The organism is Dongia sp. (assembly GCF_041905885.1).
Taxonomy (GTDB): Bacteria; Pseudomonadota; Alphaproteobacteria; order Dongiales; family Dongiaceae; genus Dongia.
The window spans coordinates 76,809-90,153 of sequence record NZ_JAYRKD010000018.1; the positions used below are offsets into that span (position 1 = coordinate 76,809).

A 13,345-nucleotide genomic window follows, 5' to 3' on the forward strand; every position below is an offset into this window, starting at 1 on the left:
ACTACCTTTTGCACTGCAGCAAAATAAAATATGTGGAGAACCAGAATGCGTCTCGACGGCAAGGTGGCGCTGATCACCGGTGCGGCCAGCGGTATCGGCAAGGCGATCGCGGAAACCTATGCGCAGGCCGGCGCCAAGATCGGCATCGCCGACCTGAACCAGGCCGGCGCCGACGCGGCCGCCGCCGAGATCAAGGCCAAAGGCGGCGAGGCGATCGGCATCGCCATGGATGTTTCCGACGAGCAGGCGGTCGAGACCGGCACTGACCTCGCGGCGAAGACCTTCGGCACCATCGATATCGTGATCTCCAATGCCGGCATCCAGATCGTGAAGCCGGTGCATGAATTCCCCTTTGCCGAGTGGAAGAAGATGATGGGGATCCATCTCGACGGTGGCTTCCTGATCACCAAGGCCGCGATGAAATACATGTACAAGGACAAACGCGGCGGCACGATCATCTACATGGGCTCGGTGCACAGCCACGAAGCCTCGAAGCTCAAAGCCCCCTATGTCGCGGCCAAGCACGGCCTGCTCGGTCTGGCGCGGGTCGTGGCGAAGGAGGGCGCCGAATACAACGTGCGCTCGCATGTGATCTGCCCCGGCTTCGTGCGCACGCCGCTAGTGGACAAGCAAATCCCCGAACAGGCCAAGGAGTTTGGGATCACCGAGGACCAGGTGATCAAGAACATCATGCTGAAGGACACCGTGGACGGCATCTTCACCACCGTCGAGGACGTGGCGCAGATGGCCCTGTTCCTGGCCTCCTATCCGTCGGCGGCGCTGACCGGCCAGTCCTTCATCGTCAGCCACGGCTGGTCGATGAAGTGACCGAGCGCATCCAGCTTCCCGCATACGAGACCGTCGCCCTGGTGCTCCAGGGCGGCGGCGCGCTCGGCTCCTATCAGGCCGGTGTCTACCAGGGCCTGCATGAAGCCGGGATCATGCCCAACTGGTTCTGCGGCATCTCGATCGGCGCGCTCAACGCCGCGATCCTTGCCGGCAATGCGCCGGAGAAGCGGCTGGAGCGCCTGACCGAGTTCTGGGACACGATCTGCAGCTCGGCGCTGTTGCCGGAATGGAATGTCGACGACCGCTTCGCCCCGAAGCTCGGCAGCGGCGACCTCCGCTCCGCCGCCAGCGCCTTCGCCGCGGCGCGGGCGTTGTTCGAAGGCCAGCGTGGCTTCTACAAGCTCCGCTTCCCGCCGCCCTTCGTCATGCCCGGCGGCGGTCCCGCCGCCACCAGCTATTACGACACCGCGCCCTTGAAGGAGACCTTGGAACGGCTCTGCGATTTCGACCGGATCAATTCCCGCGAAGTGCGGGTCTCGGTGGGCGCGGTCGATGTCGAGACCGGCAACTTCGCCTATTTCGACAACGCCAACCGCGAACTCCGGCCCGAGCATTTCATGGCCTCGGGTGCGCTGCCACCGAGCTTCCCCGCGGTCGAGATCGACGGCCGGCACTACTGGGACGGCGGCCTGCTGTCCAACACGCCGCTCATCGAGGTGCTGCAGCATCTGCCGCGCCGCGACACGCTGGCCTTCCAGGTCGATCTCTGGTCGTCGCGGGGTCCGCTGCCGAAGAACGTCTTCGACGTCGAGGAGCGCAAGAAGGACATCCAGTATTCCAGCCGCACCCGCCAGGCGACCGATGTCAGCCTCGAGATTCAAAAGCTCCGACGCACCGTGCGCTCGCTCCTGCAGAAGCTGCCCGAGGGCCTGGACAACGACCCCGACGTGGTCGCTGCTCGGGAGCAGTCCTGCAGCAAGGTCCACAACGTCATCCACCTGATCTACCGCGACAAGGCCTTCGAGGCCTATCACAAGGACTACGAGTTCAGCCGGCTGACGATGCGCGAGCACTGGGAGTCCGGTTTGGACGACATCCGCCGCACGCTCGCCTACCCGGAATGGCTGGAGCGACCCGACAACGAAAGCGGCGTCATCACCCACGACGTGCACCGCCTGCACGTGAAGACGTGAGCGGGCGCTACGTCAAACCCAGGCCGTCATCCCGGCGCTAGGCGCCGGGATCCACGCCTTGGGCTCGATGAAAGAAAAGGCGTGGATCCCGTGACCAAGTCACGGGATGACGACCGAGTAGGCGGGTTTACCGAAACACGATCACCGGCGCGGCATCTGCGGTGCGGATGACCTGCGCTTCCGCCCCATAAGCCGACGACAACACCTCCGCCTGCAGCGCCGCTTCCGGGCCGCCTTCGCTGATGATGCGCCCCTGGTGCAGCAGCACCACGCGATCGGCAAACCGCGCGGCGTCGTTGAGGTCGTGCAGCGCCAGCACCACCCCGATCCCGGCGATGGTGAGGTCGCGCAAGAGCCGCATCACCGCCAGCCGATGGCCGGGATCGAGACTGGCGGTCGGCTCGTCCAGCAGCAGCATCCTGGGCTCGCTGTCCTCGCGCAGCCGCCAGACTTGCGCGATCACCCGCGCCAATTGCACGCGCTGGCGTTCGCCGCCGGAGATCCGCTGATAGGAACGATCGCGCAGCTGCCAGGCATCGGTCAGCCGCAAGGCCGTCTCCGCGGCGGCGCGATCCTCCCGCGCCGATGTCTTGCCGTGATAGGGCGAGCGGCCGAGCATCACCAGGTCCATGACCCGGATCGGAAAGGCGACCTCCAGCGATTGCGGCAGGAAGGCGCGCCGGCGGGCGAGCGCGACCGGCGCCCAGTCGGCGATCGGCTTGCCGCCGAAGCTGACGCTGCCGCTGTCGGCGGCGCTCCGCCCGGCGAGCAGGTCCAGCAAGGTGGATTTGCCGGCGCCGTTCGGGCCGATGATCGCGGTGCAGGCGCCCGCCGGCACTTCCAGCGAGAGGTCGCTCAAGCCGCCGATCCGCCGCGAGATGTTGCTGGCGCGGATCATGCACCGATGCTCCGGCTGCGCCCGAGCAGCAAGGCCAGGAAGAAGGGAGCGCCCAACAGGCTGGTGACGATGCCGATCGGCAATTCCGCCGGCGCCACGATCAACCGGCAGAGCGTGTCGGCGAGCAGGATCAGGATCCCGCCCAGCAGGGCGGCGCCGATCAGCAGCGCGCGGTGGGCCGGTCCGATCGCCAGCCGGATCATGTGCGGCGCCACGATGCCGACGAAGACGATGACGCCGCAGAAGGCGACCGCGGTGCCGACCCCGGCAGCGACCGCGACGATCAGCAGCTTCTTCGCGGCCTCGACATGGAAGCCCAGCGTCTGCGCCTCGCGCTCGCCCAGCATCATCCCGTCCAGCACCCGCGCGAGACCGAGGCAGGCGACAACCACGATGAGCGCCACCGGGCCGACGGCGGAGAGGGGACCCCAGCCGCTGCCGCCGAGGCTGCCCAGCATCCAGAAATTGATGGTGCGGAGCTGGGCGTCATTGCCGATGAAGGTGAGCAGCCCGATCCCCGCCATGACCACGGCGTTCACGGCAATGCCGGCCAGCAGCATGGTGGCGATGTCGGTGCGGCCGTCGCGCTGGGCCAGCCGCTGGATCACCAGGACCACGGCGATGCCGCCGAGGAAGGCGGCGACCGGCATCGCATAGAGCCGCAGGCTGTCCGGGATGAAGCTGAAGGAGGCACCGAACACGATGAAACTCGCGGCGGCGAGCGCAGCACCCCCGGAGACCCCGATCAGGGTCGGGTCCGCCAACGGGTTGCGGAACAGGCCCTGCATCGCCGTGCCGCCCACCGCCAGCACCGCGCCGACCGCGAGGCCCATCAGGCTGCGCGGGATGCGCAGATCGAGGATGACGTCCTTGAGCATGGCATCGACATCGCCGCCGCTGAGCGCGGCGCCGATCTCCCCGAGCGTGATCGGGATCGGCCCCAAGGCCACCGAGAGCAGGAAGGCGCCGACGACCCCGGCCACCAGCAGCGGCAGGATCACCGCGGCCGCCGACGCGATGCTATCTTCGACCTTGGCGAGCGTCGACTCCGTCACGAACTGGTCCAGGGCCGGTCGGGGAGCGCCGGCAGGGTTGCATTCGGATGCAAGGCCGCGGCGAGGTCGCGGATTGCATGCGCGGTGCGCGGCCCGAAGTTCAGCATGTAGTTGCCGTCGAGTGCCACGATCCGCTTCTCCTTCGCGGCGGCGAGCTTCGCCAGGGCGGGCAGCATGGCGACCGCGTTGATGCCGCCGATCTCGTCCACCGTCTGCTTCATCATCAGCAGGTATTCCGGATCGGCGGCGAGCGACGCCTCTGGCGAGACCGGTTTGTAGCCGTCCACCCCGGCAAAGCTGTTCTCGCCGCCGGCGCGCGCGATCATCTCGCCGGCTGCCGTGCCGTCACCGGCGCCGCGCAAGCCGCTCGGGCCGACCGCAATCAGGAACAGCACCTCGGGTCGCTTCGCGATGCCGGCGACCGCGGTCTCGACCGCCTTCAGGTCGGCGACATAGCCTTCGATCATGGTCTCGGCTTCCGCCTGGTGGCCGATCGCGTCGCCGACGAAGCGGATCTTCGGCACCACCGAGGCGGCGGTATGGTCGCCGCTGAAATGCGCCACCGGGGCGCCCATGTTCTGCAGCTGGTCGAGCACGTCCTTCGGCCCGGCATCGACGTCGGCCAGGATGAGGTCGGGCCTGGTCGAGAGAATGCCCTCGACCGAGAGCTGCCGCAGATAGCCGACCTTCGGCAAAGGTGCCACCGCGCGCCAGGGATAGAGGCTGGTGATATCGACCGCGACCACCCGCGCGCCTTCACCCAAAGCGAAGACGATTTCGGTCATGGCTCCGCCGATGGCGACGATCCGCTGCGGCGCGGCCGCAAAGGCAGGCCGCGCCACAATCAGCGCCGCCCCTCCGGCGAGGAAGCTGCGACGATTGATCATGCCGTCGCTCCCAGATCACGGACCAGGTCGCGCCAGGCTTCGAGCTCCGGCTGCCCCGGCTTGCGCACACCGAAGAAGGTCGCCATGCGCTCGCCTATGCCGTCGAACACTTCGACCGAGGTGACGATGCCGTCGCTGGTCGGCTTCTCGACCTTCCAGACCTCGGCGACCTTGTCCTCGCGGAGATGCAGGTTGAACTCCGGATCCAGCACGTTCAGCCATTCGCCGACCGTCTGGATCCGCACAACCGGCCCGCTGTGGATCTGAATTATCCCCGGATTGCCGACGAAGACCATGATCGGCACCGCGCGCTCCGATGCGGTCTCCAGCAGGCGTCGTACCATGCTGTTTTCGAGCCGTCGGCTGAACCGCCCCTCGGCCAGGCGAAACGCCTGGTTCGGCTGCGCCTTGTGTTTCATCAGCAGCGGCACGAAGTCATGCGTGTCCTTGAGGTTCTGCCAGCCCTCGAGCAGCGACCCGGCATCGATCTCGGCATCGGCGCGCGGCGCGGCCTTGGTCGCCGGTGCCGCGAGATCGAGCTGCGCCGACTGGATCGGCGCGCGGAGATCGGCGATCAAAGCGCCCCAGGCCGCCGCATCGGTGTTCTCCCCGGCATAGATCTTGTGCACGGCGGTGCCGTGGCGGTCGAAGATCTGCAGGCTCTTCAGGATGCCGCGCCGACTCTCTTCCTCGACCGCAAACATGAAGCGCCAGGACTTCAGGAAAATGCGGAGATCGATGTCGGGACCCAAGACCAGGCCGACATGGTCGTTGAAGCTGGCCTCGGCGTAAGTGCCGCGGCGCTCATGCACCACGGTCTCGTTGCGGGTCAGGGCCATCACTTTGCCGAGCTTCGGCAGCCGCGCGAACAGGCCCGGCCAATCCGGCTGCAGGCGGATGGTTTTCTCCCCGAGACCGGAGGCGACCAGTTCGGCCTCGCTGACGCCCAGCGCCTCGGCGGCGTCGCGATTGCGGATGCGGGGCTTGGCCTGGCGCAGTTCAAGCCAGAGCTGCCGGAGATCGGCTTCGGGGAGCTGGGGTTCGTCGAGCGGCATGGATACCTCGGGTTGATCAGATCAGCTTGAAGGGAATGGGGATTTCGACGATCGCCCGGACCGTGCGGCCGCCGACCTTCTGCGGGACGAAAGCGCAGTTGGCGATGGCTTCCTGCGCCGCTTGGTCGAGCAGGCGATGGCCGGAGCTCTGCGCGACCGAGACCTCGATCGGCTTGCCGTCGGGGCCGATCAGCGCATGGACCACGACCGTGCCTTCCTGGTTGCGCCTGCGCGCGCGCTCCGGATAGGAGATCGAGCAGGCACCGGCATAGTTCGGGTTGGTGACCCTGACCGGCACGTCGCTGATCGCCGCGCTCTGGTTGGCGGCCGGCGCGGGCTTGGACTGCGCCGCCGGCGAATCCTGCGCCGGCGTCGACGAAGGCGAGGGTGCGGCTGCGGGAGCCGGCACGGCCTGCTTCTCCGCGACGGCCGGTGCGGCGGCTTTCTTGCTCTGCTTCTTCTTCGGTTTCTCCGGCTTCTTCTTTGTCTCCTTGGGTTTCGGCTTCTCCTCTGCGTTCTTCAGCGCGACCGCATCCACGGGCTCCGGTTCGGCGACGCGCGTCGCCTTCGGGTCGAAGGGGAAGCTCTCAGGCTCCGGCAGGTCCGGCGGCGCGAAATCGACGACCGGTTCCGGCGGCGCGGCCGGCGGCTCCGGCTGCGGCAGCGCGATCCCGGTCGCGGGGAGCGGCAGCGGCTCGAACTCCGGCTCGAGATCGGGCGCTGCCACGGAAGGGGCGGGAAGCAACTCTTCCGGTGCCGGCGCCGCGGCGGGGGCGAGCGAGATGAAGGTGACCGGCGGCTGCACCTGGTCGCCCTCGGACAGGCCGAGCCAGATCACCAGCACCACGGCGCCGTGGATCAGCAGCGACGGCAACAGGCTGAGCAGCGAGCCGGATTGCACCGGCTCGTTGCCCACCTTGTCAAAGATGCCGTCGCCCACCGCCATCGCTAGAACGACGCGCCGTAGCTGATGGCAACGCGGAAGTCGCGGCCCGGGGCCTCTTCCAGGGCGCGGAAGCGCTCGTAGTCCTCGTTGAGCAGGTTGTCGATCCCGGCATCGACCCTGAAGCCCTTGAGCAAGCCTTCCTCGGGCACCCAGCTCGCGAAGATGCCGACCACGTTGAAGCTGCCGACCGCCAGCTCGTCCATGTCGGCATCGGGGAGACGGTGCTGCGCCCAGTTATGCTCCTCGGTCACCCCGAAGGCGAGGTCGAGCGGCGGTACCTTGGCGCCGACGGTGACGTAGAGCTTGTCGGCCGGGATCGATGTCAGCGGCTGGTCGTCGGTCAGGTTGTCGCCGCGGATCCGCGACCAGCCGCCGCTGAAGAAGGCATATTCGGAATCATAGGAGAGCTGGATCTCGGCGCCGCGCAGATGCGCCTTCGGCACGTTCACCGGCTCGGTGGTGAACTGGGTCGGCGGGATGAAATCCATCACCACCTCGCCCTCGATGAAGTTCTTGGCGCGGGTGTCGAAATAGCTGCCGTCCAGCCGAATGCCGTCGCCTTCCATCAGAACGTCGTCGAAGGCGAAGCGCAGGCCGCCTTCCCAGGTCCGGGTGCTCTCCGGCTTCAGGTTGGGGTTGGGGATGAAGACGTTGTTGAACGGCCCCCCGATCGCGAAATGGATGCCGGAGATGTAGAGCTCGCGGATCGAGGGCGCGCGATAGCCCTCGGAATAGCTGCCGAAGGCGGTGACCCATTCCAGCGGCTGCCAATCGACACCGACCTTCGGCGAGAGCCGGTCGTTCGAGCGGTTGGCGAAGTCGTCGCCTTCGGGGTTGGTCGCGTAGTAGTCATAGCGCAGCCCCGGCGTCACGCTGAGCTGGTCGAAGAAGGTCATGCGGTATTGCGCGTAGACGCCGACCACGTCCTGGGTCGCGTCGGGATTCTGGCCTTCCTTCTCGCCGTTGACCCGGCCCTGGCCCGCGTCGTGGTAATACTCGGTGCCGAAGGTGAAGGCGTGCTCCGCCCGGCCGGTGTCGAACTCGAAGGTGTTGAAGATGTCGGCGCCGGTGGTGGCCAGCTCCGCCTTGCTGATGCGGTCGACATCCCGGCCGTCGTCGGTCACCTCGGTCTCGTCGCGGTAGAGCGTCGCCGAGAGGTTGATGAGATCGCTGCTCGGGCTGTCGAAGGTGTAGTGCGCGCTGGCGGTGGTCTTGCGGATCCGATGATCGGCGGCATACTCGTTGTTGCCGGCGTTCACGTTGGTCGCGACGATATCCTCGTCGTCGGAGAACAGGATGCCGGAGAGCTCGAGGCGATGTCCTTCGGCCGGGTTGATGCCGAGCTTCATCAGGCCGTTATGGACGTCGACTGCGCTATCCCTGAGCTTCCGTCCATCGGCATCGTGGTAGTCGGCGCTGGTGCGCCAGGTGTAGTTGCCGAGGAAGTCGACGAAGCCGTTCGGCCGCCAGACGAAGGTCTGGCTGACCATCGGCTCCTGGTTGTTGGAGTGGTAGCCGGCCTTGGTGCGGAAGCCGTACTTGTCGTCGCCTTCCAGGAAGTCGGCGGCATCCTTGGTGGTGAGGGCGATGACGCCGCCGATGGCGCCGCTGCCGTAGAGCGTCGAGCCGGTGCCTTTCAACACCTCGACCTGCTTGATCAGCTCGGGGTCGTAGAACATCGAGCCGCCATGCGCGGCGCCGACGTCCTGCCGCGCGCCGTCGAGCGTCGTGACCACGCGGTTGGTGCCCCAGCCGGTGCCGCCGAAGCCGCGGATGTTGGGCTGCGACTGCGAGCCTTTCGGCCCGCCCTCGATCATCACGCCGGGGAGGTTGTCCAGCGCGTCGCCGACCGTCAGCGGCTGCTGGCGGTCGAGATCTTCCTGGGTGATCACGTCGATGGTCGCCGGGACCTCGCTCTTCGGGGTCGGTACCTTGGTGCCGGTCACCGTCAGCGGGTCGAGCACGATCGGCTTCGGCGCGGCTTCATCCCCGGTGGCGGGGACGGGGTCTGCCGTGATCTCTTGCGACTGGGCCGGTGTCATCAGCATCAGCAAGACCGTGGAAACCGAGAGCAGTAGGGCAGAGTGGCGTGACATCGACGCGGGCCTCCTGGAGCCGTTCAGGGAAAATTCCTGGCTGGCTCCGGGCGCAAGGCATGGCAGCGCCTTGCGTCCAACGAGACTCGCTGGGACCAAACCGATCGCCGCACGCAGAGCGAAGCGCGCGCCGGGCGGCTACTTGGTGAGAATGAGCTTCTGGTTGCGGGTGATGCGCAGGCGATAATCGGCGCCGTTGAACTCGATCACGATCTCGCGGTCGCTGCCGAGGATGCGCGAGATCGGGACACGCCGCAGCGGTTCCGTCTGCCTGCGCTCGCTGCTCCCGCGAGCATCCTTGTTCTGCGTCGACGACCAGTGCTGATCCGTCATCGCCACGTCATCCCACCCGTTCGAAACCCGCTTTAGTCCCGCGGATCATCGATTGAGAACCATTCTCAACTGAGGATGAGGTGTAATGCCTCGGAATGTAAGATGCAAGTAAGAATTATTATCAACTCCTACCCAGATTGCCCCTCTGTCGCGGTTCGGCCCTGGCAAAAGGGCCGCCCAATCAGGGCTTTAGGCAAAAGAAAATGCGGGGCGTTTCCGCCCCGCATCGCTTCTCCGGCTAGAAATCGCGAGGGGGTTAGAGCCCCAGTGCGTCCTGCGACTTCACATACTTCAGCTTCAGCGCATCGGCGACGGCCTTGTAGGTGAGCTTGCCGTCATGGACGTTGAGGCCGTTCATCAGATGCGGGTCCGCGGCGCAGGCCCGCTGCGCGCCCTTGTTGGCGAGCGCGATCGCGAAGGGCAGGGTCGCGTTGTTGAGCGCGAAGGTCGAGGTCCGCGCCACACCGCCCGGCATGTTGGCGACGCAATAGTGCGTGACGTTGTCCACCACATAGACCGGATCGGCATGGGTGGTCGCATGGCTGGTCTCGAAGCAGCCGCCCTGGTCGATGGCGATATCGACCACCACCGAGCCCGGCCGCATCGACTTGATCATCTTGCGGGTGACCAGCTTCGGCGCCGCGGCGCCCGGTACCAGCACGGCGCCGATGACGAGATCGGATTCGCGCACATACTCTTCGATCGCATGCACGGTCGAGTAGATGGTGTTGAGCTTCGAGCCGAACACCTCATCCAGCTCGCGCAACCGGTCGAGCGAGCGGTCGATTACGGTGACCTGCGCTTCCATGCCCATCGCCATGCGGATCGCATGGGTGCCGGAGACGCCGCCGCCGATCACGGTCACATGCGCAGCCTTCACGCCGGGCACGCCGCCCAGCAGGATGCCGGCGCCGCCGGGCTCCTTCTCGAGATAATGCGCGCCGACCTGCACCGACATGCGGCCGGCGACTTCCGACATCGGCGCCAGCAGCGGCAGGCCGCCGCGCGCCGAGGTCACGGTCTCATAGGCGATTGCGGTGCAGCCCGACTTGATCAGGCCCTTGGTCTGCTCGGGATCCGGCGCCAGGTGCAGATAGGTGAACAGCAGCTGGCCCTTGCGCAGCATCTTGCATTCGTTCGGCTGCGGCTCCTTCACCTTCACGATCATGTCGGCCTTGGCGAAGACCTGCGCGGCGTTCGGCGCGATGGTCGCGCCCGCCGCCTTGTAGTCCGCATCGCTGAAGCCGATGCCGCCGCCGGCCTTGGTCTCGACCACGACCTTGTGGCCGTGATGGATCAGCTCGCGCACGCTGGAGGGCACGAGACCGACGCGGTACTCGTGGTTCTTGATCTCCTTCGGAACGCCGATGAGCATGGTTGGAATCTCCCTTGGCTTCTAGAACCCTCCCTCGTCTTCGGGGGAGGGGAGGGTGGGGGTGCCCCACACTCCGTTATTGATTGGATCAGTACGCTTGGTTCAGAAAACGCGAAACGGCCGGTCCCTATCAGAGACCGGCCGCAATCGCGATGTCAAAGAGATCAGTCGATCTTGGCGAGCACGTCCCGGAGTGTGTTCACCATCTGGTCGATCTGGCTCTTCTCGACGATGAACGGCGGCGACATGGCAATCGTATCGCCGGTCACACGCGTCAGAACGCCGGCCTCGTAAGCGGCGATGAAGGCTTCCTGGCCGCGGGCGCCCGGCTTGCCGGCCCGGGGCTCGAGTTCGACCGCGCCGATCAGGCCGATGTTGCGGAGATCGACGACATGCTTGGCGCCCTTCAGGCTGTGCACCGCCTGCTCCCAATACGGCGAGAGCTCCTTCACCCGGTCGAACAGACCTTCGTTCTTGTAGATGTCGAGCGCCGCGAGGCCGGCCGCGCAGGCGACCGGATGCGCCGAGTAGGTGTAGCCGTGGAAGAGCTCGATGGCGCCTTCCGCCGAGCTGTTCATGAAGGTGTCGTAGATTTCCTTCGACACGATCACCGCGCCCATCGGGATCGAGCCGTTGGTGAGGCCCTTGGCGCAGGTGATGAGGTCGGGCTTCACGCCGAAATATTCGGTGGCGAAGGAAGCACCGAGGCGACCGAAGCCGGTGATGACCTCGTCGAATACCAGCAGGATGCCGTGCTTGGTGCAGATCTCGCGCAGCTTCTGCAGATAGCCCTGCGGCGGGACCAGCACGCCGGTCGAGCAGGCGACCGGCTCGACGATGACCGCGGCGATGTTGCTGGCGTCATGCAGCAGGACCAGCTTCTCCAGCTCGTCGGCCAGATGCGTGCCCCAGGTCGGCATGCCCTTGGAATAGGCCATCTCGGCGCGGTTGTAGGTATGCGGCAGGTGATCGACGCCGTTCAGGGCATTGCCGAACCACTTGCGGTTATTGACCATGCCGCCGACCGAGATGCCGCCGAAGCCGACGCCGTGATAGCCGCGGTCGCGGCCGATCAGCCGCTGGCGCGTGCCCTGGCCCTTGGCGCGGTGATAGGCGAGCGCGATCTTCAGCGCGGTATCGACCGACTCAGAGCCGGAGTTGGTGAAGAACACATGGTCGAGCCCGGCCGGCAGCAAGGCCGCGACGCGCGAGGCCAGCTCGAAGGAGGAGGGATGGCCCATGTTGAACGGCGGGGCGTAATCCATCTCGGCGATCTGGCGCGCGACCGCTTCCGAGATCTCCTTGCGGCCATGGCCGCAATTCATGCACCAGAGGCCCGCCGAGGCGTCGAGCACCTTGCGGCCCTCGATGGTGGTGTAGTGCATGCCTTCCGCCTTCACGAACAGGCGCGGTTTCGCCTTGAACGCGCGGTTCGAGGTGAACGGCATGAAGAAGGCTTCGAGATTGTTCGGGGTCGGCTTGAACTGCGTCGCCTCGAAAGTCTTCGAAGCTGCGGATTGCGTCGCCATTGTCTGGGATTCCCGGTCCGGTTTCGGATGGGCGGGAACACTATCACGTTCAGGAAAATCAACAAGTTGAATCCCGGAATGCCCGATCTGGCCCCCTAAACCCTTGATTCCTGGCCCAATCGTTTAATATATTGAGCGCACTGAACACGCCGTAAAGCCCTCCCCCGACTTCGGGGGAGGGTGGGGTGGGGGTGACACATGGATAATGTTGCCGGCTTCGACCTCGGCGCGCGCCTGAAAGCGCTCCGCGAATCCCACGACCTCTCGCAGCGCGAGCTGGCCAAGCGCGCTGGCGTTTCCAACGCCATCATCTCGATGATCGAACAGAACCGCTCCTCGCCCTCGGTCGGCCTGCTGAAGAAGCTGTTGGACGGCTTCCCGCTTTCGCTGGCGGAGTTCTTCGCCGCGGACCTGAAGCCCCGCCCGCAGATCTTCTTCACCGCGACCGAGCTGGTCGAGCTGGCCGGCGGCCCGGTCTCCTACCGCCAGGTGGGGCGCGACCTCACCGGCAAGGCGATGCAGATCCTGCACGAGCATTACAAGCCGAGCTCCGACACCGGCGAGCAGATGCTGACCCACGATGCGGAGGAGGGCGGCGTGATCATCCGCGGCAAGCTGGAGGTGACCGTCGGCGACCAGGTCCGCGTGCTCGGCCCCGGCGACGCCTATTATTTCGACAGCCGCACCCCGCACCGCTTCCGCAACGCGGGGCCGGAGGAATGCGAAGTCGTCTCGGTGAACACGCCGCCGAGTTTCTAGAACATGAACCGCAAGCGCGCCCGCTTCGTGCTTATCATCGGCGCGCTCATCTGCTTGCCATTGGGGGCGCTGGCGATGCTGCTCCTGAGCGACGATTTAGCGCAGCGGTTCGCGCAGGAAGTACTGTTGCGGCAGCAGAGCCGGGAGGGGTGCCTGGCACATGCCGACCTGACAGGCGAGTGCCTGGCAGTCCCCGATGAAGCCGCCGATGTGCAGCCGTGGATCAGCTTCAACAACGTCACCGCTGGCAGACCTGCTCTGGCGGCGGCGCTCGATGCCGCCGCGTTGAAGGCGCTCTCGATCTCCGTCCTGGCCTGCCTGGCATTGCCGATTGCGGCCTTGGCCGCGGCCTATGCGTGGATCAACCGGAAAAGAGACTAACTGAGCGACTTGCGCGTGGCAGCGCTTGGCCTCCGAAGCGCCGCTCGCT

13 protein-coding genes are annotated in these 13,345 nt (G+C 66.2%); 4 read left to right on the top strand and 9 right to left on the bottom strand.

Annotated features, from left to right (window positions below; all coding sequences use genetic code 11):
• The first annotated feature begins 45 nt into the window (after positions 1 to 45).
• Both ACH2CY_RS17955 and ACH2CY_RS17960 read left to right on the top strand, forming a co-directional pair.
• Positions 46 to 828 (top strand): 3-hydroxybutyrate dehydrogenase, encoded by a 783-nt coding sequence (locus ACH2CY_RS17955; RefSeq protein WP_395020689.1) that lies wholly within the window; start codon positions 46 to 48, stop codon positions 826 to 828.
• Positions 825 to 1,982, top strand: coding sequence for a patatin-like phospholipase family protein (locus ACH2CY_RS17960; RefSeq protein ID WP_395020690.1), 1,158 nt, complete (start codon positions 825 to 827; stop codon positions 1,980 to 1,982). Before ACH2CY_RS17955 ends, ACH2CY_RS17960 begins: the two co-directional genes overlap by 4 nt.
• Before the next feature lie 127 nt (positions 1,983 to 2,109).
• On the opposite strand, the gene ACH2CY_RS17965 is transcribed toward ACH2CY_RS17960, so the two are convergent.
• The 9 genes from ACH2CY_RS17965 to ACH2CY_RS18005 form a co-directional block, all read right to left on the bottom strand.
• Positions 2,110 to 2,880, bottom strand: a complete 771-nt coding sequence (locus ACH2CY_RS17965; RefSeq protein ID WP_395020691.1) for a heme ABC transporter ATP-binding protein — start codon at positions 2,878 to 2,880, stop codon at positions 2,110 to 2,112.
• A complete protein-coding gene (locus ACH2CY_RS17970; protein ID WP_395020692.1) occupies positions 2,877 to 3,935 on the bottom strand; it encodes a FecCD family ABC transporter permease in 1,059 nt (352 codons plus the stop codon). The genes ACH2CY_RS17965 and ACH2CY_RS17970 overlap by 4 nt, the downstream gene beginning before the upstream one ends.
• The gene (locus ACH2CY_RS17975) at positions 3,932 to 4,822 is read right to left on the bottom strand and encodes a hemin ABC transporter substrate-binding protein (protein WP_395020693.1); all 891 of its coding nucleotides are present in this window, start codon (positions 4,820 to 4,822) and stop codon (positions 3,932 to 3,934) included. The genes ACH2CY_RS17970 and ACH2CY_RS17975 overlap by 4 nt, the downstream gene beginning before the upstream one ends.
• Positions 4,819 to 5,877 (bottom strand): hemin-degrading factor, encoded by a 1,059-nt coding sequence (locus ACH2CY_RS17980; protein ID WP_395020694.1) that lies wholly within the window; start codon positions 5,875 to 5,877, stop codon positions 4,819 to 4,821. Before ACH2CY_RS17980 ends, ACH2CY_RS17975 begins: the two co-directional genes overlap by 4 nt.
• Before the next feature lie 16 nt (positions 5,878 to 5,893).
• Positions 5,894 to 6,823 carry an energy transducer TonB gene (locus ACH2CY_RS17985; protein WP_395020695.1) on the bottom strand — a complete coding sequence of 310 codons (930 nt, stop codon included), beginning with the start codon at positions 6,821 to 6,823 and terminating at the stop codon, positions 5,894 to 5,896.
• 2 nt (positions 6,824 to 6,825) lie between these two features.
• A complete protein-coding gene (locus ACH2CY_RS17990; RefSeq protein ID WP_395020696.1) occupies positions 6,826 to 8,919 on the bottom strand; it encodes a TonB-dependent hemoglobin/transferrin/lactoferrin family receptor in 2,094 nt (697 codons plus the stop codon).
• A gap of 138 nt (positions 8,920 to 9,057) precedes the next feature.
• A complete protein-coding gene (gene hemP, locus ACH2CY_RS17995; RefSeq protein WP_395020697.1) occupies positions 9,058 to 9,252 on the bottom strand; it encodes a hemin uptake protein HemP in 195 nt (64 codons plus the stop codon).
• Positions 9,253 to 9,508: 256 nt separating this feature from the next.
• Positions 9,509 to 10,627 carry an alanine dehydrogenase gene (gene ald, locus ACH2CY_RS18000; RefSeq protein WP_395020698.1) on the bottom strand — a complete coding sequence of 373 codons (1,119 nt, stop codon included), beginning with the start codon at positions 10,625 to 10,627 and terminating at the stop codon, positions 9,509 to 9,511.
• Positions 10,628 to 10,791: 164 nt separating this feature from the next.
• Positions 10,792 to 12,156, bottom strand: a complete 1,365-nt coding sequence (locus ACH2CY_RS18005; RefSeq protein WP_395020699.1) for an aspartate aminotransferase family protein — start codon at positions 12,154 to 12,156, stop codon at positions 10,792 to 10,794.
• 198 nt (positions 12,157 to 12,354) lie between these two features.
• Between ACH2CY_RS18005 and ACH2CY_RS18010 the strand changes: the two genes are divergently transcribed.
• Positions 12,355 to 12,915 carry a cupin domain-containing protein gene (locus tag ACH2CY_RS18010; protein WP_395020700.1) on the top strand — a complete coding sequence of 187 codons (561 nt, stop codon included), beginning with the start codon at positions 12,355 to 12,357 and terminating at the stop codon, positions 12,913 to 12,915.
• A gap of 3 nt (positions 12,916 to 12,918) precedes the next feature.
• Positions 12,919 to 13,296 (top strand): hypothetical protein, encoded by a 378-nt coding sequence (locus ACH2CY_RS18015; protein ID WP_395020701.1) that lies wholly within the window; start codon positions 12,919 to 12,921, stop codon positions 13,294 to 13,296.
• The last annotated feature ends 49 nt before the right edge of the window (positions 13,297 to 13,345 follow it).

Excerpts from the sequence above, each read along its gene's own strand:
- ACH2CY_RS17955 (WP_395020689.1), top strand. The coding sequence starts at position 46 with ATGCGTCTCGACGGCAAGGTGGCGCTGATCACCGGTGCGGCCAGCGGT.
- ACH2CY_RS17965 (WP_395020691.1), bottom strand. The coding sequence starts at position 2,880 with ATGATCCGCGCCAGCAACATCTCGCGGCGGATCGGCGGCTTGAGCGAC.
- ACH2CY_RS17975 (WP_395020693.1), bottom strand. The coding sequence starts at position 4,822 with ATGATCAATCGTCGCAGCTTCCTCGCCGGAGGGGCGGCGCTGATTGTG.
- ACH2CY_RS17980 (WP_395020694.1), bottom strand. The coding sequence starts at position 5,877 with ATGCCGCTCGACGAACCCCAGCTCCCCGAAGCCGATCTCCGGCAGCTC.
- ACH2CY_RS17985 (WP_395020695.1), bottom strand. The coding sequence starts at position 6,823 with ATGGCGGTGGGCGACGGCATCTTTGACAAGGTGGGCAACGAGCCGGTG.
- ACH2CY_RS17990 (WP_395020696.1), bottom strand. The coding sequence starts at position 8,919 with ATGTCACGCCACTCTGCCCTACTGCTCTCGGTTTCCACGGTCTTGCTG.
- hemP (WP_395020697.1), bottom strand. The coding sequence starts at position 9,252 with ATGACGGATCAGCACTGGTCGTCGACGCAGAACAAGGATGCTCGCGGG.
- ald (WP_395020698.1), bottom strand. The coding sequence starts at position 10,627 with ATGCTCATCGGCGTTCCGAAGGAGATCAAGAACCACGAGTACCGCGTC.
- ACH2CY_RS18005 (WP_395020699.1), bottom strand. The coding sequence starts at position 12,156 with ATGGCGACGCAATCCGCAGCTTCGAAGACTTTCGAGGCGACGCAGTTC.
- ACH2CY_RS18010 (WP_395020700.1), top strand. The coding sequence starts at position 12,355 with ATGGATAATGTTGCCGGCTTCGACCTCGGCGCGCGCCTGAAAGCGCTC.
- ACH2CY_RS18015 (WP_395020701.1), top strand. The coding sequence starts at position 12,919 with ATGAACCGCAAGCGCGCCCGCTTCGTGCTTATCATCGGCGCGCTCATC.